Below are 22,178 nucleotides of genomic sequence, written 5' to 3'. Positions count from 1 at the left end.
ATTCTGCGGTCGAGCCGGAATCCCACTCAGTGATGGAGAATATCCAGGAACCACGCTGCCGTGTGCGTCGAGACCCTGGGGCAGAACAACTTCCGTCGCGCCACATCTCGGTTGGGTGTAGTCGGGGGTGTTGGCGGCTAGGCGTCGAGGTCTACCATCCGAAAGACCTCGACATGCTCCACGGCATCTTCGCCGCGCCCTGCCTGACCACGTTCTGCCGTCTCGATGAACTCGGTCTGGAAGCCGTCGGGCAACGCCTTGAGCCGGATCAGGCGGTGATCGAGTGCCGGCACCCAGCCGCGTTCACCGATTAGCGGCCAGCACTGCCGCGAGGCCCTCTTGTAGATCTTTGACGAAATACTCGGGAACCTCCAGCGACGGGAAATGTCCCCCGATTTCGGGCGCCCTCCATCGGACGATCTGCCGGTACCGCTCCTGCGCCCAGGCGCGCGGACACTTCTCGACGTCGCGGGGATACATAGTGAGTGCTGACGGGACGTCGACCCGAAGTTCGGGATCGAGCGAGTTGTGGCTTTCGTAGTAAATGCGGGCCGCCGATGCGCCGGTCCGCGTCAGCCAATACAGGGTGACGTCGTCAAGAACGCGGTCTCTGGAAATCGTCTCGAACGGGCTGTCTTCGGTGTCCGTCCACTCGGCGAACTTGTCAAGGATCCAGGCAAGAAGCCCGACCGGTGAGTCGACGAGCGAGTAGCCGATGGTCTGCGGTCGGGTCGCCTGCAGCTTCGCGTACGCCGCGCGGTGGCGCCAGAAATCGCGGGTTTCCTCGGTCCACTTGCGCTCGACCGCCGTCGGCCCGTCCGTTGTCAACCCGGGCGGTCCCTCCGCGAACGTTGTGTGGATGCCGAGAACGTGCGCCGGGAACCTGCCGCCGAGAACCGTGGTGATATTGCCTCCCCAGTCGCCGCCGTGGGCTGCGAACTTGCTGTAGCCGAGCCTTCCCATCAGTTCCACCCATGCGGCCGCGATCTTTTCGGTTCCCCATCCGGTGGTGGCCGGCTTGTCGCTGTAACCAAAGCCTGGTAGCGACGGGACCACGACGTGGAACGCCGGCGCGTCTGCATCTTTCGGATCTGCCAGCTCGTCTACTACATCGATGAACCGAGCAATGCTGTCTGGCCAGCCGTGCGTCAAGATCAGAGGAGTGGCATCCGCGCGCGCGGATCGGCGGTGCAGGAAGTGGATTCCCAGATCATCAATGGTCGTGCGGAACTGGCCGATCCGGTTAAGGCGCTCTTCGAACGACCGCCAGTTGTACCCGGTGCGCCAGTAGTTCACGACATCGACGAGGTCGGCGAGAGGAACGCCCTGTTCCCATCGGCGAGGGTCGGGCGCGGCGCGATAGACCGTCTCGGCCTCCGGTAGCCGCGCCGCTGCTAATCGCGCGCGCAGATCGTCGAGGTCAGCGTCAGTTGCGTGGGCTTCAAATGCTTGCACGTCGCTGGTTGGACGGGGCATGAGACCTCCTGGCCATCGTGGCACCGGCAAACCTACCGCGAACCGGCTTAGACGGTTCTAACACGCCTCCATGCCTGCGTGCAACCTGCTAAGGTGGTTCCATGCGTGCCGAGTTCCCTGACTTTCGCCTCGGTAACGTGCTAGCGACCAGCTTCACGGCGACACTGACGGAGCGTCATGGCAACGCTGTGGAGCGCATTCCCGCGCCGCACCGACTCATCGACTGGCTGGCAGTGAACGGCCTCGCCGTGGACTCCTGCACCACCGCCCAGCTCGACCTCGCTCGGGAACTGAGGGAGTCGATTCACGCCGCCGCGACAGCGGCCGCGATCCAGGACGCTCTCCCTGCATCTGCTGTCCAAGTCATCAATGACTGCAGCGCTCAGGGTCGGGCCGCGGCTACCCTGACGCCCGAGGGTGAGCGGCGATGGCAGCTCAGCTCGGCTTCCTGCGTGGAAGATGCCCTCAGCGTGATCGCCGCCGACGCGATCAGCATCATCGCAGGCGAACGAGACGGAAAATTGGCCTTGTGCGCATCACCAACCTGCCAAGCCGCCTTCTTCGACACCAGCCAAAGTCGCACCCGCAAATGGTGTGACATGAATACGTGCGGGAATCGTCAGAAGAAAGCGCGCTTCAAGGCCAACCAGCGCAAAAACCCCAGATCAGCGGAGTGATCGTTACCGCGGTACATCCAAGTGGGCCACACGCCTGCGACGCATCTGTCGCGTTGGGTACACCCCAACGGCACCACTAAGAGCCATCCGTGCCTTCGATCAACGTCCTCAAACAGTACGTCTACGTTTACTGATCGGCGACGTTCATCCGTTCAGTCGGCCTCCCGAACGTCCTCGCCAGGGCTCCCGGCCGACGGGTCGTGCGGAACGCCGTTGGTCTGGGCGTGAAACTCCTCCAGGATGTGTCTGGTCCGGAACGGCAGCGCAGGATACGTCTCGCTGCTTCGGATGGTCGCCGCCAGTTGGCCTGCCCACGGCTTGCCGGGGTGTTCCCGAATCCACCGCGCCACGAGCTGCGCCAGTCTGCGCCGGACGTCCTGACTCAACTTGAGCGGCCACAATGCTTGGGCCACAGCGCCCGCCTGTTCCGTCAGATAGTGCTTCTCGAACCACTCCAGGGTGCCGACGTGCAGCTTGTTCACGGTCTGCTCACTGCACCATCTCAGGTCCACCACTTTGGACAACAGGCCGGCGCCCGCTGCATGGGTGACCGCCCGCATGGCGGAGGACAGGATGAGCTCCTCGACCCGCGACGCTTGTCCGTCGTCGGTCGTCTCCGCACGCTCCACAAACCTCCCGATCGCAGCGATGACGGGCCATGCGCTGACGTCCGCAGTGCGGGTGCCGGCCCAGGCCACAGCGGCTCCCAGCAGCTGGTCGCACTCTGCTCCGCCGAGTCCTTCCATGCCGAGGCAGCGGTTGAACAGGGCGGCCACTCGCCGTTCCGTCTTGTGGAGCGCCGCCATCTGGACCACGAAGGCGATGACCTGGCTACGCTGCGCGGCATCCAGGTGCCGGCATTTGGTGAGCCCGTCGACCAAGATCCCCGCCGGGGACCTGCCGTTGTCTCCTTGGTGTTCGAGGGCTTCGATCGCAGTTCGGACTAGGGGGCTGGCGACTTCGGCCGGTGTGTGGCGCTGGGCGACGACGGAGGCCAGCAGGCGGCTCTGCGCCATCGAGAGGGTGAAGTCGGCGAGCGCCCGCTCGGCGAACGGCAACAGCGCCGCCACGTGGTCGATCTCGAGTTCGTGGCGGAGGAGAAACGAGAGCAAGGCCGGGGTGGAGGGCTTCCCGGCGTGAACCCGGAGCCAGGCGAGCGAATGCGGGAGGACCCGACTGGACTTGAGTGTCGTCGCATTCATGGTCCTCGCGAGCTGGACGCAGACTTCGCCCGCCTCTTCCGTGGAAGCGTGCTCCCCCAACCACTGCAGGCTGCGGCCTCGGATGGCGGTCCGTGTGTCAGGCGCGAGATCGAACGCCTGGATCTCGGCGAGGACTGGTCCGATCTCGGGAACGTCTTCCACGGCGTCGAGATGCTTGAGCGCAAACCGCAACAGCGGTTCGTTGCCGAGTTCCGGCTCCGCGCCCGGTTCGAGCTCCCAATTGAACGGCTTCATGTTGAGGACCTTCACCCGGTGGGTCCGCAGCGCGACTCCCAACACACGGGCGTACTCGGTACTGGTGAGGTCTTCACGGGCGAGCAGCTTCGCCAGCAGGTAACGGGGCTCGTACTGACGGTGGAACTCCGGTTTGGTCACGCCCGACTCGTAGCGCCGATCGATGATGTCAATCAAGTTAGCCGCCCACGACAGCGACGCGGCCAGCACGAATTCCCGCTGTGGCTGGGTGAGCGGTATGCGTGCCAACGCTTGCAGCACGTGGGAGGCGGCCGTATCGGCCGATCGGCCCTCAAGCCAGCTCCGGGCCGTGTCGAGAACGATCGCACGTTGGGCATCGGAGAGATCCTCCCTCCGGCAGACCAGCCTGATGGTCTCAGCGGAGTACCAGGCGATCGGATGGGCCTCCAGGAATGCAAGTGCGAAGGGCACTGGACTGGGGAATCCGTCGGGAAGTCCTTCCCGTTTGTCGAGGAGTAGCAGCGGTTTGACCACGAAGTGGGCCGTGGCCAGACGTTCGTGCTGTCGCAGCCAGCGCTCGGCGGCCGCAATCACGGCGGTCCGGTCCCACTCGAGTTCGTCATCGTCCAGCACCCGCCACAGCGCCGGGCCCAGCACCTTGGCCGCACACGGCAGGTCGGCGTGGTGGCGGAGCCAGTCGAGTCCTCGCTTCAAGGCCTGGAGCCGCTGTTCCTGTCCTTCGACACCCGTGCAAACGATCTTCAGGAGATTCAGGAGGAACTGAGCTTCTTGGTCGGGAGTGAGGTCGTCGCGTTCCAGAAAGGCCTGCGCGATCCGCCGGTACGCCGCTTTTTTGCGGTTGTCCTTGCGCGACATCCAGCGCTGCGCCAGTTCGAAGGCCGTCTCCACGTCGGTCCGGCGCAGTTCCGTCCTGACCACGAGGCGCGAGAGGACACCGGAAGGGCCTTCGTGGTTGGTCAACGCCTCGTCGGCGTCAATCCAGCGGTGGAGCCATTCGAAGGCGTGGTCGATGATGTACTCGGTCTCGGGGCCGCTCCAGTCTGGCTCGTCGAGGAGTCGTCTGATGACGATGTCCGCGTCCGCCCGAGTGCTGTTCGACTCCAGCCAGCGCAATGCGCTGAGGGCGACTTGTCTCCGCCGGCGCGGCCCGAGTCCTACTGTGTCGAGCAGGAACCGGAGGACATCGAACGGCGGGATGCGCTGCGGCCTCGTGGGCTCCACATCGTCGGACTCGTCGGTGACACCGAGCGCTGCCGCCGCGAACCTGTCTCGGACCGTTTCGTTCACCACGCTCGGATACTTCTTGAAGAAGCGAAACACGCCGGCCTGCAGACGGTTGTCGTCGGCGAACGCGGGGAAGGACTCCAGTTCCTTCGCCACGCGTTCGACGGTCGCTCCGGCATCTTCATCCGTGAACTCTCCACGCCGGACCAGGAGGGAGAGCACTTTTCTGGAGTCCTCCGCCGGGCGCGGGTGTTTGAGCCAGTCGAGTGCCCGCTTGGCGAAGTGTTTGGTCTGCTCGGTGCTGGCATGGTAGTACCCGAGCAGGCCGAGGACCGTGTTTGCGCTGACGTTCCTCGATCCGAATCGGTCCATCCAGGCGCAGACCGAAACGAGGAGCTCATCGGCATCCGCTGCCGTAACGGCCATGTTCTGGCGATACTTGCGTTCTTTTCCCTCGAGGTTTGTGCGGCGCGCATGGCCCGACAATGCGCCGCAGACTTCCGGCACCGCCCACCTGGTCGGATTGGCGCGGAGCCATGACAATCCGCATCGGACCATCCTCCGCTCCTCGTCCAAGGTGACGCTCTTGGAACGGATTTGCAGGGTTCGCACGAGAATCGTGTGGATGGCCGGATCCGTGACGTGCGTTTCCAGCCAAGGCAGCACCGTCGGCAGCCAGGCGGCGATCGCGTCCCTGCTGCAGATCTGGGAGGCAACGCTCCAGGCGGCGCTGCTGTTGCCGTTGGCTTCGATCCAGTCAAGTGCGTACGGCAGAGCCTCGCCGAAGTGGTTCCTGCGTCGAGCGGGGTCTCGGAGCATGACGCGGAGCACGAATTTCGCGTCTATTGTCCTGCTGTTGCGGTCCAGCCAGTCCCGCACCGCCAGCCGCGTGTCGTCGCGTTGCCGCGGAGTGAGCCTCGGATTGGAGATCAGCGGCACGAGGACTCGTGACCCGGATTCGGCGTCGTGTCTGGAGATCCAGTCCAGCGCCCGCTCCACGACCAGGTGAAGGTCTGGTTCGGACAGCGAGCGGTCCCGGATGAGTGCGCCAAGCACGAACGAGGCGGAGGCGGCGTCGGGATGGTCCTCGGTCCAGCGCACGGCCAGTTCACGAATCTGCTTTGCCCACTGTGGATCTGAGGAAGGGCGTCCGAGGACGGTGTCGAGGAGTGGGCCTTCTTCTTCGTGGAGGGCGCCGGAAAGCAGCTTGGCCGCCAAGTCCCGCCAGGCCTCCGGGATCTCCTCCGACTTGGGGAGAGCAGCGAGGCACTCCTGCAGGCGGTCCCGGCAGGCTGCCGGCTCCGCTTCACAGGAGAAGTACCGACGCGACAGGATTTCCAAGTGGTCCGAGGTGATCGAGCTCCATAACGGTCCCCGGAGCATGGCGGGAATGAGTCCGGCCTCGTCGGCGCGTTCTCGCTCGAATTCGAGCGCGCGCTTACCGATGAGCTCGCAGTGCTCCTCGACCCAGTCGCGGCACCTGGCTTCGAGGAGCTGCGCCAAGCCCGGATGGGGGTAGTCGGTCGCAAGGCGGCGGATGACGTCGACGAGCATGCGGACGGACACCGAATCGTCGAGTGCCGCTTGGAAGATCCATTCCGCAGTTTCGGAGAGGGCCTCTCCTTCGGGCGTCAGCAATGCCCGGACCAGCATCTCATCGGCGATCACCGGGTGCAGCGGGTGCACACGGCCGTCCCGCTCCTCAAGCCACCCGCGGCTGAGGAGGAGGTCCACCAGCGTGTTGCCGTCGGCCGAGGATCCCGAACGCTCGAACAGCCGCCCTACGGCGCGCTGAAGGCGTTCGCGGGTTTGCGGGGCGACCATCATGGCCATGGCCGCCCCGGCGGCAAAGCTGACTCGCTTCGCATCTCCGCCCGCAGCGGTTAGGCCGTCGTCAGCGAGGCGCTGTGCGATCCATCGCGAGAGTTCAGAGCCGCTTTGCCGCCCGAATTTGCGAACACCGACCGGATTGCGGTCGGAGTCGAGGGCGAGTTCCGGAGCGATCCGCAGCACCAGGCCGGGTCGGCAGCCGCAAACCGTTCTGGCGCTTGCGCGGATGTCATCTTCGAGGTGGACCAGGCGTCCGACCTGAGTGATGATCGCGTCGGCGACCTGTCTCAGGTGGTCGCCGAGCGGCGCTTGGACGAGCGTGAAGCTCGTATCTCCCGGGAGCATGCTTTCGGTGCTGCCGTTGGGAGCCGCAGCGAGGAGAGCAACCGCCTTGGCCTGGTTCCCACGGGCGGCCAGCTTCGCCTGCCGCGCGACGACGTGCGGATCGACATCGATCTCGCCTTCGGGCTGGCTGTAGACGAACAGGACGCGCTGCGCCGCGGCGCGCGCGGCGAAACGCGCCAGCTCATCGGCGGCCAAGCCGAGGGCGGGAACGTGGTAGACCGCCCATCCAGCGTTCGCCGCCGCCTGAGCAGCCTCGAGGCACAACCGGGTCTTGCCAGAGCCGGCCGGTCCGCTGATCATGACGTGCTCGCCTTCGGCGAGCCGGTCGACGACCCGGCGCGGGTGTGCGGGATGGTCAGCCCAGGGGGCGGTGAAGTCCAGGGACTTGGGCAGCAGATAGCTCTCGATTCCGGTGAGAGCAGCCAAGTACCGCCGATGAGGCACGGGCAACGCATCGTCGGCGCGTTCCTCGTCCTCGGTGATGTCGATCAGGTCGATGCCGTGCCTGGCCAGCGGCTCGGCCAAGGCCGGATGGCGCAGCGGACCGAGCCCGACCGCCCAAGCCGTGTCCCTGGAGTCCTCGTAGGTGGCGAAGACACCGACAACATGCCCACCGCGAGCGGTGATCACCGCCGCTCCGGACATCCCTTGCAAGCGCCCGGAGGCCGGTCCGTTCGCTGCGGGCGGCCGCTGCGCCAAGCGCAGCTCGAAGAGGTGGGTCTCTTCCCCGGAGCCGAGCTGCAGCGTTCCGTCCAACTGCTTCCGCCGCGCGGGAGAGCCCTTGCGGGCGAAGTAGTCGGGGAACCCGAGGCTGTGGAACAACAGGCTTCCCACGCCTTTGCCGACAACCCGCAGCGCGGGCGGCGGCGTGTCGAGGTGGAGAGGGCGCGCCAGTTCCACCAGCGCGATATCCCTGTCGCTCAACCGGTTGTCGTCGTCGTACTCGGGATGCACGTGGACTGCCGAGGCCTTCTTCGACATCCCGCCGTCCAGTGGCACGACATAGAGGCCCTCCGGGGAAGTACCAAGGTCGTGCGCGCAGGTGAGAATCAGTCCGGGCGCGATGACGAGGCCGCTGGCGAGCAGCAGATGTTCGCCGGTTTTTTTGTCGTGGCGTACGACTCGAACGAAGAAGCCGATATCGAGCGCGCGAGGGGACACCATTGACCTACCTCGGAACTGCGGTGGGTGTCTGGTCTCAGATCGGACGGCGAGGCGAGAGCCTGACCGGCTCGTCCTCGTCCGTTCGAGCTGAGAGCTCCAGATGGAGCCGCTGGACCGACGCCTTGGAAAGCTCGCCCTTCGCTGATGCCCCGACGGTGAAGAGCTTCCAGCTCAGGCCCCCTTGACTTTCCTTCGAGACGGTCAATTCCAGGTCGAGCTCTACCTTGTCGACGGAGAACCGGATCTTTTCACCGTCGCCTTCCTCCAACGACTGGGTCAGTTGGGCGCGCAGAGCCCTGATCGCTTCAGCCAGTTCGACGTCCAAGTGCTGCTCCTCACAGGAGGTCGGTCGGGGGAATCTGCTCGTTCATGCGGCCGGCAAACGCGTCTAGCGCACCTTGATCGACACAGAACACCGCGGCCACTGCTCGCTGCCAACCACAGGCCCGGCCACGGTGGCACGACAGTGACGTGGGCGGCCACCTGCTTTCGGAAAAAATAATCACCGCGAGCCGGCGCTCTGCGGAGGACCGCACGGGCACGCGTGCTCGAGGCTCATGGACCTTGCCCGGGCTCCCGCACGTTGAGCGCGTAGCTCACCGCTTGGGACGTCGATAGCTGAGCTCCTTCTTCAAAGATCGCGGTGAACTCCCCCTCCCCCAGCGTTTCGCGCAACTGCTGAACGCATTGGTGGTGAAGCGCGATGAGGTTGGGGAAGCCGAAGAACCGCTCGTGCAGCGTCGGCCAGATGCGGTGCGCTGCGCCGAGGAGGAGCGTGGCTGTGTGCGGCGCCTCGGCGGCGGCCACCACCCACGCGAAGGTGTCGATCACTGATGCGATTCCGTGTCGGTCGTTGAGGTGCTTCTTGTTACGCAGCACCTCCTTCATCAGCTCGGCGGCTTCGGTGAGCTTTCCCTCCTGGAGGTACTGCACCGACAGTACCCACCGGACATTGTTGTGCAGCCACCACTCACCGGTCTCGGCACCGAGCTCTCCGGCCTCCAGGTAGTGGTCGATCGCTTCTGCACCGTTCCCGGCCGCGGAGTCGACCACGCCCAACATCCCCATCGCGAGCTGTACCCGGTACGGGTTGCCGATTTCGCGGTAGTCGTCGAGTGAACGCTGGATGAGTTCATCGGCAACGTCGAATTCGCCTCGGTAAATGGCCAACAGACCGCGCACGTTAGCGACATCGGCAAGCGTACGGGCGTCTCCAACGCCTTGGGCAACCTCGTCGGCTTGGTCAATGAGGCCGGAAGCAGTCGAAAGCTCACCCAAGACTGCCGACAGATAGCCCGCTGCCCACAACGCTCGCGCTCTAGCAATGCTGTGCTGTCCAGGCTGGGCGAGGGCCCGCTCGAGCCATTCTCGGCCTTCGGACAGCGTTCCCGAAGACACCCAGTAGAACGCAAGGGCTCCGGCCATGGCCAGCGCCCGGTCGCCTTCCCCGTCCGCGAGGAAGGATTCGAGTGCCAGGCGCACGTTGGCATGCTCATTCCGCAGGCGGGTGTACCAGCGCGATTGCCGAAAGCCACTCCATTCGGACTCCGCTCGGTACACCAGCTCCGCGCACCAGTCCCGATGCCGCCGCCGAACGTCTGCTTCTTCCCCGGCCGCGGCCAGGCGATCTCGGCCGTACTGGCGCAGGGTGTCCAGGAGGCGAAAGCGCGCCTGGCCGCCGGTGTCGATCCGGGTGAGGATTGACTTGTCCACCAAACCCGCAACCGCGTCGAAAACCTCGTCACCACCGAATTCGTCATCGGCCGCGACGATCTCGGCCGCATCCAGCGCGACGCCGCCCTCGAACACGGCCAACCGTGCCCACACCTTCTGCTCCGCCGGCGAACACAGCTCATAGCTCCAGTTGAACACCGCTTGCAACGCCTGGTGACGGCGTGGTCCGGCCCGATCACCGTTGCGCAGCAATCGGAAGTCCTCGGCCAGCCGCTCCCACAGGTCTTCCAGTGAAAGAACGCGAAGTCTCCGGGCAGCCAACTCGATAGCCAGCGGGATCCCGTCGAGACGCCGACACAGTCGCGCGACAATGGCGCGATTCTCCTCGGTCACCGCGAAATTCGGGACCACATTGGACGCTCGGTCGACGAACAGCGCAATGGCGTCATATCGGGCGATCTCGCCAGCGTTGCTCAAATCAGCATTGCCCGGCAACGACAACGGGGAAACCTGCGCGATGTGTTCCCCGGTCACGCCCAGCGGTTGTCTGCTCGTGGCCAGAACGCGCAAGCCTGGTGCGGCTTGGAGCAGCTCCCGCACAAGCCCCGCGCAAGCCTCCAGCAGGTGCTCACAGTTATCCAACACCAGCAAGAGCTGTTTATCCAAAAGGAAATCTCGGATCGCCTCCAGCGGCAGTCGAGCCGCTTCACGGATCCCCAATGTCGCAGCGACCGTGCGGGCAACCATTTCGGGGTAAGTCAGGCTCGCCAACTCGACCAACCACACGCCATCACGAGCATGCTCCTGGACTAGCCCCGTAGCCACGCGCAGCGCCAAACGTGTCTTGCCGACCCCGCCCATTCCAGTCAAGGTCACCAGACGCGACCGCCTCAACATCCGCCTCGCCTCAGCCAGCTCGCGGTGCCGCCCGACGAAACTGGTCACCTCAGCAGGCAGATTCCCTTCGAGCTCACTTGCCGGTGCCGCAGCGACCGGAGGCCGCTCCGGCTGGTCAGACTGATGCAGAGCCCGCCACCGTTTGGTCCATTCCGCAACCAGCTGCTTGGCCACCCACCCCCGCGCGACCTCTGCGGCATGTTCCGGGTTGCCATGCGCATACGCCACGCAGGAGCGGATGAACATCTCGGTGACATCCCACGTCGGGATCTGCTTGCCCGAACACGCGTTGCGCAACGACGTGTCCGAGAAAGCGCGCCCAAGCCTGGCTGTTTCGTAGGACAACGTCTCAAAACTCGGGCTGCCCGACTCCTCCCGCAACCGCCGCAGCTCCAACGCGAACCGCCCCAACAAAGTACCCGGTGTCGGAACCGGCCCTGGCCGTCGTCCGCTTCGAGGCCTACCGCCCATCGCACCTCCCCAGTTCGCCCGTAACCCGCAGCCCCCACGACATCGGCGTACCGACCGGCCACAGAACGCACACACCCAGTGACCGGCGAGCGCAACGGACAAGATAGCGGGAAAGAAACCACAGCGGCGAAGCCATCCGCGCATCCGCGCTCGGGACCCGAGGCGGTTCCGGGACCCGTTTCGCAGAGGCCCTACCGATGTCCTGTCAGGGCGCCTAGACCTGACCCGACATCCTCACCGCGGCGCCAGAGAAGACCGTGGTCGCGCACAGCCACTGCTGGGGCCCGCCCACACAACGAGCGCGCGGGACGAACTGCGGCTCACTACGCCGCCAACCACGTCAACGCCAGACTCACCCTCCTCCACAGCAACGGCCCGCGGAAAGCGTCAGCACAAAGATCGAAATGATCACGAGACAGATGCTCGGCCGTGCCAACTTTCCCTTGCTGCGCAGCCGAGTCCTACTGATGACGAACGAAAAGCTACTTGATCACGCAGCGGTAGACATCGTCGGCGCGATTGGGAGTCAGCATCACTATCGGTCGTGGCGGGCGGCTGGCGGAAAAGGCGTCGACCATTTCCAGATCGGGATCGGGTTGCGGGGTGAGCACGACGATCCCGCGGGCTTCTACACGCCGCACGAGATGGCTCACCGGGCCAGTACCCAGGTCCCAGTACTCGCGCAACGCACGTGCTGACGCAGCCGGCTCGGCAGGCAATACCTGCGCAAGACATCCCAACGAACGCTGACAGACGCCCCGTGCTTGACCGCACCACAGCGGCGGCCGAATGCAACGATGACCTGCGCAGATATGCACATCGCCCAACAAACCGCCACTGCCCCGCTTGCGGCCACAGCGGCGCGGCTCCGTGATTCTGCACCTTTTCTGCACCCTCGGGGGGACAAATCGGGCACAAAACGAAGAACCCCAGGCCAATGACCTGGGGTTTTGCTCCTCCGACTGGACTCGAACCAGTAACCCTTCGGTTAACAGCCGAATGCTCTGCCAATTGAGCTACGGAGGAATGTTTCGTTGTTGTCAGCCCTTGTCGCGCTGACATGACTACTCTAGCCCATGCCTCCGGGGCCCTTCACCGGACCCCCCTCTTATTGATCCTTCTCGCAAAACAGCAGGTCAGCGGCGGTGCGCAACGACGAAGATGCGGCGGAACGGGAACCAGGTCGTGCCGTCGGCCCGCCTCGGGTACGCCTCCGCCAGGCGTGGCGCCAGCTCCGCCCGGAATTCCGCCCACGCCGCGTCGTCGAGCGCCGTCCGGACCGGCCGCAAGGCCGTGCCCGTGACCCACTCAAGCACCGGGTCCGCTCCGGTCAGCGCATGGACGTAGGTCGTCTCCCAGGCGTCGACCTCCGCGCCGAGGTCGGTGAGCACGTCCGCGTAGCCGGTCGGCGGCAGCACCGCGTCCGGGCGCAGCACGCCGCTCACCTGGTCGCGCCAGCGCGGCTCGGCGGCCAGCTCCCGGATCGTCACGTGCGACGGCGATTCGAAGTTGCCCGGCACCTGGAAGGCGAACCATGCTCCGGCCGGCAGCTGGGGCAGCCAGCGCTGCAGCAGCTCCACGTGCTCCGGTACCCATTGCAGGACGGCGTTGCAGAGCACGACATCCGTGTCCGGCAACGGTTTCCAGTCCCGCACGTCCTCCTGCCTCGCAGCCACTCCGCGAGCTTTAGCCGCCGCGACCATCTCCGGCGATGCGTCCGTCGCCTCGACCGCCGCTTCGGGCCACCGGTCGGTCAGCAGCGAGGTCAGGTTTCCCGCTCCGCAGCCGAGGTCCACCACCCGGCGGGCTCGGGTAGCGCCGACCCTGGCCATCAGGTCGTGGGCCGGGCGGTCGCGGTGGTCACTGAACGACAGGTACTTCTGCGGGTCCCACACGTCCACACCTCCGTAAACAGTACGTCCGTACTGTATATCCGGGGTGCGGCCGGTGTCGAGTGAAAGTCAGTCCCGCTCAGGGCCTTTCGCCTGCTGCAAGCGCTCCGCGACGGTCGCGGCGAACTCGGCCACTGCCGCCTCGTCCGCGCCCCGATCGGGCCGGACCTGCAACAGGATGCCGTCCCGGCCGGGCACCTTGCGCTGCACGAACCACGCTCCCCCGCCGGGCAGCTCCCGGTGGTGGCGGGAGCGGATGGACTGGTTGACGCGTTCGTGCACGACGTCGGGCAACCGGCTCGATCCGGTCAGTTCGAGCCGGCGACCCGCCAGGTCGCGCAGCAGCACCGCGTCGCCCGCTGCCCCGGCTTCCTCCGCCTCGATCACGGTGAGCACGCCGTTGTTCCAGGTCGCCTTGCTGAGCAGGTGCCAACCGAGGCGGCGACCCTCCGGCAGCCACAGCCCCAGGTGCGTGGCGACCAGCGCGCCATCGGCCGTCTTCGCCACCGCGAGGACCTGCTCTTCGGCGTCGAGCGTGCCGGGGAAGTCCGCCGGCACGTCGGCCGTGCCGCTCAGCCGCGCGACCAGCTGCCGCAGCCAGGCGATCACAGCGTCCCCATGGCCTGGTCCAGCAGCGCCTTGCGGTAGCCCTCCAGCGCGACCATGTCGCCGAACAGCGCGTTGTACTCCTCGGCGTCCTCCAGCGGCGACATCCGCTGCACCTTCGACTTGATGTCCGCGATCTGCCTGCTGACCAGCCGTTCCTGCAACCGGGCTATCAAGGCCGCGACGTAGCGCGGGTCCTCCTCCGACTGGTTCTCCAGCTTCTCCACCGAGAGCAGCGTGAGCAGGCTGCGCGCGACCTCGTTCTCGCACTGCTGCGACACCGCGTCCACGTACGCCGCGCCGGAGAGCCCGGACACCGTGCCGCCCGCGGCCAGCAACGCCCGGTGCAGCTCGGCATATGCGGGCTCGGTGAACGCTTCCTCCGGCAGAGCGTCGTACAGCGGGCCTGCCAGCGCGGGCACCTGGAGCGCCGCCTTCAGCGCCTCCCGCTGCAGGAACCGCGGGTCGTGCCGGGGCGGGCGCTTCGGGAGGTCGACGTCCATGCCCAGCGACTGCTGCGCCTCTTCCTGCCGCGGACGGCGCCGCGTCTGGCGCACCGGGGCGCCGGAGCTCTGCCGCACCCGGCGCACCACCTGGTTCTCGTCGTTCCAGCCGGCCCACCAGGCCAGCTTCGCGGCATAACCGTCGCGGCGAGCCGGGTCCTTGATCTGCGCGACCAGCGGGACCGTGCGCTTCAGCGCCGCGACCCGGCCGTCGACGGAGTCCAGGTCGTATTCGGTGAGCAGGCTGCGGATGGCGAACTCGAACAGCGGCCGCCGGCGGGCGACCAGGTCGCGCACCGCCGCGTCGCCCTTGGCCTCCCGCAGCTCGCACGGGTCCATGCCGTCCGGGGTGATCGCCACGTAGGTCTGGCTGGCGAACTGCTGCTCGCCGTCGAAGGCCTTCAACGCGGCCTTCTGCCCGGCCTCGTCGCCGTCGAAGGTGAAGATGACCTCGCCGCGGAACGCGTCATCGTCCATCATCAGCCGGCGCAGCACCGAGATGTGGTCGTCGCCGAACGCCGTGCCGCAGGACGCCACCGCCGTCGGCACGCCTGCCAGGTGCATCGCCATCACGTCGGTGTAGCCCTCGACAACCACCGCCTGGCGGCGCTTGGCGATCTCCCGCTTGGCCAGGTCGATGCCGAAGAGCACCTGCGACTTGTTGAAGATCGGGGTGGCCGAGGTGTTGACGTACTTGGCCTCGATCGGATCGTCGTCGAAGATCCGCCGCGCGCCGAAGCCGACCACGTCGCCGCTGAGGTCCTTCAGCGGCCACAGCAGGCGCCGGTGGAACCGGTCGATCGGGCCGCGACGCCCCTCCTTGGACAGGCCGCCCTTGATCAGCTCGTCGAGCTCGAAGCCCTTCATCAGCAGGATCTTGGTGAGCTTGTCCCAGCCGGCGGGCGCGAAGCCGCAACCGAAGCGCGCGGCCGCCGCCTCGTCGAAGCCGCGCTGCGTCAGGTACTCCCGCGCCTTCAGCGCCTCCGGGGAGCGGAGCTGTTCCGCGTAGAACTCGGCGGCGATGCGGTGCGCCTCGACCATCCGGGCGCGCGTGCCGCGATCCCGCTTCGGGCCCGGCGTGCCGCCCTCGTACTGCAGCTGCAGGCCCACCCGGTCGGCCAGCCGCTCGACGGACTCGACGAAGCCGAGGTGCTCGATCTTCATCAGGAAGGCGATGACGTCGCCGCCCTCGCCACAGCCGAAGCAGTGGAACGTGCCATGGCTGGGCCGGACGTTGAAAGACGGAGTCTTCTCGTCGTGGAACGGGCACAGGCCCTTCTGCGCGCCGCCGCCGGCGTTGCGCAGGGCGACGTATTCCCCGACCACATCGTCGATCCGGTTGCGATCGCGCACTTCGGCGATGTCGCTTTCCCGGATCCTGCCTGCCACGCACCCAGTCTAGGGGCATTGTGATCGTCACGTTCGAGGTGGCTTGCCGGTGCGGCAGAATCTCGGCTGTGCCCGCAACGAACACCGACCTGGCCACGGAATTCGACCAGCACCGGAGCCGGCTGATCGGCATCGGCTACCGGCTCACGGGCCGGATCGCCGACGCCGAGGACGCGGTCCAGGACGCGTGGCTGCGGCTGGCGTCGACCGACCGCGAGACGATCCGCGACCTGACCGGCTGGCTGACCACCGTGGTCAGCAGGCTGTGCCTGGACCGGATGCGCTCGGCCGCCGTCCGGCGCGAGCAGTACGTCGGGCCGTGGCTGCCGGAACCGCTGGTGACCTCGCTCGACGCGGACCCGGGCGACATCGTGGCGACCCAGGACGACCTGCGGATGGCGGCGATGCGGGTGCTGCACGAGCTGCCGCCGGACCAGCGGCTGGCGTTCGTGCTGCACGACGGCTTCGACGTGCCGTTCGCCGAGATCGCCGAGGTGATCGGGTGCAGCGTGGCGTCCGCGCGGCAGCACGCGTCGCGGGCGCGGCGGGCGATGGCCGACGCCGACCCGCCGGAGCGGGTTCCGTTGCCCGAGCAGCATCAGGTGCTGGAGGAATTCCTCACCGCGGTGGCGTCGAAGGACCTCGAAGCGATCACCCGGGTGCTGCACCCGGCGGTGGCGGTCTACGGCGACAGCGGCGGCAAGGCCCGCACCGCGCGGCGTCCGGTGGTGGGCATCGACAAGGTCGCCCGGTTCATCGTGGGGCTCATGGAGAAGTACGGCGACGGCCTGGTCGAGAACATCCGGCCGGTGATGGTCAACGGCGACCTCGGCGTGATGTTCATGGGCAACGATGCCGAGACGGCCGCCCCGCGGGTGTTCACCATGGCGGTGCGGGACGGCCGCCCGGCGGCGATCTTCGACATCGTCAACCCGGACAAGCTCACTCACGTCCCCTGGTGACCAGCGCGTTTTGTGTTGTTATAGAGCCTGTTTCCGAACTTGCTCTGCGTGGCGGTGCGGGTAGCGGAACCTCAGGCGCCTTCTCACTGTGGGATCCCCGACATCATGAATGCCAATTCACCACGTCGGGGCTGTCCTCGCGAGAAGACCCCTGAGAACCCGCAGCGGTGCCAGCTGCGAGGGCGGGCTAAGCGGCTACGCCGCTTCAAAGACAAAACCCCGCGCCACCACACCTCACACCACGACATCCAAAACAGCCTCCATAGCGACACAAAACACGCACGGCCTGGGTGACCAGCGGAAACAGTGAACCCGGGGCGGGCGGTGCTCAGCTCGGGTCGGTGACGCGGGCCAGGAAGTAGAGGGCGCCCGTGGCCTGGTGGCGCACCAGGAACAGGAACGGCCGGTCGACCTCGACCCGGATCGGGTCCGGTTCCCGGACGATCGCGGTCAGCCGCATCATCACCGCCGTCGCGGCGGCGCCTTCGAGGCCGCTCTCGTCGACTTCGAGCACCGCCTGGTGCACGACCGTCGAAACCCGCAGCGGCTGATCGGTCAGCGGCGAGAAGTCCGCCGCGGGGGTGAACAGCTCCTCCACGCCGAGCGCCCCGAGCGACCTGGTCAGCTCGGCGTCGCCGGTGACGTCGAACTTCGGCAGGAACAGCTCCAGCCGCTGCTGTTCGACGGCCGCCAGAAGCCTGCGCAACTGCGCGGCGTCGAGTTCCGGCTCCGCAGTCGCCAGGTCGGCGTCCGGCAGCAGCACCACGGCCTCGACGCCGCCGGCCGCCGGCAGGCTGACGACCTGCCAGCCTTCGGCGGCGGCGTAGCCGAGGTGTCGGGTGGCGCGCATGGTCGGCACGTCGCGGTCGCCCGCCGGGGCGTGGAACGGCCGACGGTCGGTGGCCTTCTCGTCGAACGCCTCCCGCCACGAAACCTTCAGGTAGAGGGCGTTGACCAGGGCAGCGACCGTGTCCGCGACCACCGAACCCGGGCTCAGCAGCTCGCGGATCAGATCTCGCGTCGTCTCCGCGACGTCGGCGTTGATCAGCTTCCGGGCATCCTCCGGGGCGGTCCGGAAGGGCGCGTGGCGCACCGCGCTACCCGGCCAGTCCTCCAGCGCGGTCAGGTAGGACTGGTGGATCGGGAGATCCGCGTGCGCCCAGAGGGTGTTGGCCACCGCCAGCACGGGCGGCTCGGCGGACGGGCCACCGGAGAGCTCGGCGGCGCCGCCGAGCAGCTTCAGCAGCCCCGCCGGGTCGTCGCGCAGCGCGGTGACCAGTTCGTCCCTGGTCCGGCCGCCGGTCGCGGTCGCGGCCAGGCCGAGCGCGCTGGCCACCGAGTACGGCGACCAGCAGAACGGGGTGTTCGCCGGCGGAGCGAGCCGCCGGTGCAGGGACAGGCTGAAGTCGAGGTGTTCGCTCACGGCCGCTGGGCTCCGTTTCCGCGTCGGCTGACTCGGGGCTGATCCCGAGTCTGCCAGCCGAACGGCCGACGGTGGGCGCGAGCGATTGGCGGTTTCTCGCCCGCTTCGCCCTAACGGACGGATTCCTCGATGTCGGACAGGCCCATCAGGCGGAGTTCCTGGGCGATGTAGTGGGCCGCGCGCTGGGCCGCCGGGTCCTGCCACCGCAGGTCCCGGACCCAATCGGCCAGGTTGTCGGTGTTCACGTACGGCTCGCCGCCGACGACGAGCTTCTGGATGTAGTGCCGGTTGCGCATCGGGGTCTCCTTGCGACCCGGGTTTCGGGGCCGGGCCGCGGGCTGCACCGAACGGTTTCGAAGCAGCCGGACGGGGATCGGGGGCGGTGCCGTCGGCGTTCGGGGCTCGCCGAGCAACACACTGAGTAAGAATTCTGGGGGCGAACCCCAGATCAACTCTCCCCTTTCGGATTAACGTCACATCGATTCGGACACGTTCCGTACATGCTTTCGATGCCAGGAGATCGCCTGCGCGTCCGTCAGCGACGAGACCTGGTCCAGCACCACCCGCAGCCGGGCCCGGTCGTCGCCCGCCCGGTGCCAGGCCGGGGCCATCGCCGGATCCAGCGATTCCGGGGCTCGCTCGGCCAGCGCCCACACCAGCTCGGTCAGCAGCGCCCGCTGCCGCTCCTGCATGCGCAACCGCTGCGGGTCGCTCATCACGTACCGCAGCGCGACGGCCTTGAGCACCGCGACCTCCGCCACCACCGGCTCCGGCACGACCAGCTCCGCGCGGTAGCGGGTCAACGGCCCTGGCCCGAAGCGCTCCACCGTCCCGGTCACCGCCGCGGCCACGAACCGCCCGACCAGCTCGCTGGTGAGCCGCTTCAGCGCAATCTGCGCGCGGAACGTGCCGTCGTAGTCCAGCACCGCGTTCACCACCGGCCACCGCACCAGCTCCGCCGCGGCGTGGTCGAGCAGCCCCGCGGTGTCGCCCGAGCCGTCGCCCCAGAAGTGCTTCGCGGCCATCCGGACGATCTCCGCACGCTCCTCGCCGCTGGTCAGCGAGCGCAGCGAGATCCGCCCCGACAGCACCCCGTCCTCGACGTCGTGCACCGAGTAGGCCACGTCGTCGGACCAGTCCATCACCTGGGCCTCCAGGCACCGGCGACCCTCCGGCGCGCCGTCGCGCAGCCACTCGAACACCGCCAGGTCGTCCGGGTAGGCGCCGAACTTGGCCTCGCCCGGGCGCTTCGGCCACGGGTACTTCGTCGCCGCGTCCAGGCACGCGCGGGTCAGGTTCAGGCCGCCGCCGACGTCGTCCGAGCCGGCCAGCTTCGGCTCCAGCCGGGTGAGGATGCGGAGGGTTTGCGCGTTGCCCTCGAAGCCGCCACAACCGTCGGCCAGGTCGTTCAGCGCCCGCTCGCCGTTGTGCCCGAACGGCGGATGCCCGATGTCGTGCGCGAGCCCGGCGGTGTCCACCAGGTCCGGATCGGCGCCCAGCGCGGCGGCGATGCCCCGCCCGATCTGCGCCACCTCCAGCGAGTGGGTCAGCCGGGTGCGCGGCACATCGCCCTCTTCCGGGCCAACGACCTGCGTCTTCCCCGCCAGCCGGCGCAGCGCCGCCGAGTGCAGGACCCGCGCCCGGTCCCGCGCGAACGGGTTTCGGTCGTCCGACCGGCCTTCGGCGGGCACGGCCGACTTCGGCGGCTCGGGCAGCAGCCGCCGCAGGTCGTGCGCGTCGTAGCCGGGCATGGCGCCCGTGGGGTCTCCGGAGCTCATCCCGCTCAGATTACGGTGCGAACCCGACGGACCACCGCATTCCGGCGGCGGTGCCGCGGCGTCGACCCACCCGGGTCAATCAGCCCAGGCCGTCGCCGGCGATCTCCGCCGGTGCGTGCGTGAGCCGGTAGTACAGCAACGCGCCGGTTTCCCGGACGATGTACTTGAACTGGACCTCGCGGGTCTGCACCACGGGCCCGGACCGGGCCGGTGACGCCCACGCGTCGAGCCCGAAGTCGCTGGCCATCGTCCGCGCCCGCAGCGAGTGCCAGGGGTCGCTCACGATGAGGGCGCTCGTCCAACCCCGCTGCTGGGAGATGTCGGCGACCGCCTGCAGGCTGCCCAGCGTGTCGCTGCCGACGTCGACGTCGACGATCTTCTCGGCGGGCACCCCGTTCTCGGTCAGCCACTTCTTGCCGGCCTGCGCCTCGGTGAAGGCGTCGCCGGGCAGCCGGCCGCCGACCGTGACGATGTACTTGGTCAGGCCGTCCTGGTGGAGCTCCAAGGCCTGTTCGAGCCGCGCGGCGAGCACGTCCGAGGGCTTGCCGTGGTACTGGGCGGCGCCGAGCACGATCACGATGTCCACCGGCCGTCGGTCGTCGGCGCGAGCCACCTGCCACACCCGGAACGCGGTGCCGCCGATCACCAGCAGCGCCACCAGCAAGGCGCCGACCAGGACGCGCCCGAACACCCGGCCTGCGGGTCGGCGCCGGTGGGCGGCTCGATGGGGGCTCACGTTGGCATCCTCGCAGATCTTCGGGTCCGCCGGGACAGGCCGGGCGCGGGAAAACCAACCGGCCCAACCACTTTCGGAAAGAACGGGCCGGTGGTGTCCGAGAACACCACCGGCCCGAGCCCGGATCAGCAGCCGAGGAGGCGAACCGCCAGGTACTCCTCCAGCTTGTCCATCGCCACCCGCTCCTGTGACATCGTGTCGCGCTCGCGGACGGTGACGGCGTGGTCGGACAGCGAGTCGAAGTCGATGGTCACGCAGAACGGCGTGCCGACCTCGTCCTGCCGGCGGTAGCGGCGGCCGATCGCGCCGGCGTCGTCGAAGTCGACGTTCCAGTTGCGGCGCAACTGCGCGGCGATGTCGCGGGCCTTCGGCGACAGCTCGGCGTTGCGCGACAGCGGCAGCACGGCCACCTTCACCGGCGCCAGTCGGCGGTCCAGCTTCAGCACCACGCGCTTGTCCACGCCGCCCTTGGCGTTCGGCGCCTCGTCCTCGTAGTAGGCGTCGATCAGGAACGCCATCATCGGCCGGCCGACGCCCGCGGCCGGCTCGATCACGTACGGCCGGTACCGCGAGTTGCTGGCCTGGTCGAAGTACGACAGGTCGACGCCGGAGTGGTTCGAGTGCGTGGTGAGGTCGAAGTCGGTGCGGTTGGCGATGCCCTCCAGCTCGCCCCACTCCTGACCGCCGAACCGGAACCGGTACTCGATGTCGACGGTGCGCTTCGCGTAGTGCGAGAGCTTCTCCTTCGGGTGCTCGAACTCCCGCAGGTTGTCCCGGCTGATGCCCAGGTCGGCGTACCAGTTCATGCGCTGGTCGATCCAGTACTGGTGCCACTGCTCGTCCTCGCCGGGCTCGACGAAGAACTCCATCTCCATCTGCTCGAACTCGCGGGTCCGGAAGATGAAGTTGCCGGGCGTGATCTCGTTGCGGAACGACTTGCCGATCTGGCCGATGCCGAACGGCGGCTTCTTCCGCGCGGTGGTCATCACGTTGGCGAAGTTGACGAAGATGCCCTGCGCGGTCTCCGGCCGCAGGTAGTGCATCCCCTCCTCGCTCTCCACCGGGCCGAGGAAGGTCTTGAGCATCATGTTGAACTCGCGCGGCTCGGTGTACTGGCCGCGCGTCCCGCAGTTGGGGCACGGGACGTCGGAGAGGTCGTCCTCGGCAATCTCCTTGCCGGTGCGCTCGGAGTACTCCTCGGCGAGCTGGTCGGCGCGGAAGCGGTGGTGGCAGGAGGTGCACTCCACCAGCGGGTCGTGGAAGGCGGTGACGTGGCCGGACGCCTCCCAGACCGGGCGGGGCAGGATCACCGACGAGTCCAGGCCGACGACGTCGTCGCGGCCCTGCACCATCGACTTCCACCACTGGCGCTTGATGTTGTCCTTGAGCTCGACGCCGAGCGGACCGTAGTCCCAGGCCGACCGCGTACCGCCGTAGATCTCGCCGGACGGGTAGACGAAACCACGGCGCTTGCAGAGATTGACGATCGTGTCGATCTGGTCGGCGGGCACGTTCACTCCGGAATCATCGCTGGACTGCATCGAACCAGCTGGTCGGGCTGGAGTTTCCCAGCGTACCGATCCCGGACCGGGTGACGTTCGCCCGGGCTGGCCACCCGGGCGACGCGGTGGCGCCGGCGGGGCGCGCGGTATTGATGTGACAGGTCAGGCCGGGCATACCCGTAGGATGGAG

Annotated in this window: 16 protein-coding genes and 1 tRNA gene; 2 read left to right on the top strand and 15 right to left on the bottom strand. The window is 67.5% G+C overall.

Translation table 11 applies throughout. The annotated features are described in order from the left end of the window. Positions 1 to 137: 137 nt before the first annotated feature. The gene (locus tag E1288_RS47165; RefSeq protein WP_165968247.1) at positions 138 to 293 is read right to left on the bottom strand and encodes a hypothetical protein; all 156 of its coding nucleotides are present in this window, start codon (positions 291 to 293) and stop codon (positions 138 to 140) included. A gap of 10 nt (positions 294 to 303) precedes the next feature. Next, complete coding sequence (locus E1288_RS25770; RefSeq protein WP_132489352.1) at positions 304 to 1,476, bottom strand: epoxide hydrolase family protein; 1,173 nt, start codon at positions 1,474 to 1,476, stop codon at positions 304 to 306. Positions 1,477 to 1,577: 101 nt separating this feature from the next. Here E1288_RS25770 and E1288_RS25765 point away from each other — a divergent pair, with 101 nt between their 5' ends. After that, a complete protein-coding gene (locus tag E1288_RS25765) occupies positions 1,578 to 2,153 on the top strand; it encodes a CGNR zinc finger domain-containing protein (protein ID WP_132489350.1) in 576 nt (191 codons plus the stop codon). A gap of 152 nt (positions 2,154 to 2,305) precedes the next feature. Here E1288_RS25765 and E1288_RS25760 read toward each other — a convergent pair whose 3' ends face one another. The 8 genes from E1288_RS25760 to dnaG form a co-directional block, all read right to left on the bottom strand. After that, positions 2,306 to 8,155 (bottom strand): S1 family peptidase, encoded by a 5,850-nt coding sequence (locus E1288_RS25760; protein ID WP_132489348.1) that lies wholly within the window; start codon positions 8,153 to 8,155, stop codon positions 2,306 to 2,308. Positions 8,156 to 8,189: 34 nt separating this feature from the next. Beyond that, on the bottom strand, positions 8,190 to 8,480 hold the full coding sequence (locus E1288_RS25755) for a trypco2 family protein (RefSeq protein ID WP_132489346.1): 291 nt from the start codon (positions 8,478 to 8,480) through the stop codon (positions 8,190 to 8,192). Positions 8,481 to 8,710: 230 nt separating this feature from the next. Next, positions 8,711 to 11,122 (bottom strand): ATP-binding protein, encoded by a 2,412-nt coding sequence (locus E1288_RS25750; RefSeq protein ID WP_165968250.1) that lies wholly within the window; start codon positions 11,120 to 11,122, stop codon positions 8,711 to 8,713. A gap of 557 nt (positions 11,123 to 11,679) precedes the next feature. Further along, positions 11,680 to 11,850, bottom strand: coding sequence for a hypothetical protein (locus E1288_RS25745; protein ID WP_207954554.1), 171 nt, complete (start codon positions 11,848 to 11,850; stop codon positions 11,680 to 11,682). Between the two features lie 300 nt (positions 11,851 to 12,150). After that, positions 12,151 to 12,223: transfer RNA gene (locus E1288_RS25740), tRNA-Asn, on the bottom strand. 110 nt (positions 12,224 to 12,333) lie between these two features. Next, complete coding sequence (locus E1288_RS25735) at positions 12,334 to 13,092, bottom strand: trans-aconitate 2-methyltransferase (protein WP_132489342.1); 759 nt, start codon at positions 13,090 to 13,092, stop codon at positions 12,334 to 12,336. Positions 13,093 to 13,158: 66 nt separating this feature from the next. After that, positions 13,159 to 13,698, bottom strand: a complete 540-nt coding sequence (locus E1288_RS25730; protein WP_132489340.1) for a hypothetical protein — start codon at positions 13,696 to 13,698, stop codon at positions 13,159 to 13,161. Continuing rightward, positions 13,695 to 15,587, bottom strand: coding sequence for a DNA primase (dnaG, locus tag E1288_RS25725; protein ID WP_132489338.1), 1,893 nt, complete (start codon positions 15,585 to 15,587; stop codon positions 13,695 to 13,697). Before dnaG ends, E1288_RS25730 begins: the two co-directional genes overlap by 4 nt. 68 nt (positions 15,588 to 15,655) lie before the next feature. On the opposite strand from dnaG, the gene E1288_RS25720 reads away from it, so the two are divergent. Continuing rightward, on the top strand, positions 15,656 to 16,549 hold the full coding sequence (locus E1288_RS25720; RefSeq protein WP_132489336.1) for a sigma-70 family RNA polymerase sigma factor: 894 nt from the start codon (positions 15,656 to 15,658) through the stop codon (positions 16,547 to 16,549). Positions 16,550 to 16,877: 328 nt separating this feature from the next. On the opposite strand, the gene E1288_RS25715 is transcribed toward E1288_RS25720, so the two are convergent. The 5 genes from E1288_RS25715 to E1288_RS25695 form a co-directional block, all read right to left on the bottom strand. After that, positions 16,878 to 17,972: a serpin family protein gene (locus E1288_RS25715; RefSeq protein ID WP_132489334.1), complete on the bottom strand. Its 1,095-nt coding sequence runs from the start codon at positions 17,970 to 17,972 to the stop codon at positions 16,878 to 16,880. Between the two features lie 110 nt (positions 17,973 to 18,082). After that, positions 18,083 to 18,268, bottom strand: coding sequence for a hypothetical protein (locus E1288_RS25710; protein ID WP_132489332.1), 186 nt, complete (start codon positions 18,266 to 18,268; stop codon positions 18,083 to 18,085). Between the two features lie 177 nt (positions 18,269 to 18,445). Further along, a complete protein-coding gene (locus tag E1288_RS25705; protein ID WP_235883800.1) occupies positions 18,446 to 19,750 on the bottom strand; it encodes a deoxyguanosinetriphosphate triphosphohydrolase in 1,305 nt (434 codons plus the stop codon). Between the two features lie 79 nt (positions 19,751 to 19,829). Continuing rightward, positions 19,830 to 20,486, bottom strand: a complete 657-nt coding sequence (locus E1288_RS25700) for a YdcF family protein (protein WP_207954553.1) — start codon at positions 20,484 to 20,486, stop codon at positions 19,830 to 19,832. A gap of 125 nt (positions 20,487 to 20,611) precedes the next feature. Next, entirely contained in the window at positions 20,612 to 21,997 is a 1,386-nt protein-coding gene (locus E1288_RS25695) for a glycine--tRNA ligase (protein ID WP_132489400.1), read from the bottom strand. Between the last annotated feature and the right edge of the window lie 181 nt (positions 21,998 to 22,178).

It is taken from the genome of Saccharopolyspora elongata (genome assembly GCF_004348985.1).
Taxonomy (GTDB): Bacteria; Actinomycetota; Actinomycetes; order Mycobacteriales; family Pseudonocardiaceae; genus Saccharopolyspora; species Saccharopolyspora elongata.
Note: the sequence above shows the minus strand (reverse complement) of the source record. Positions and strands in the feature narration are given on the sequence as shown.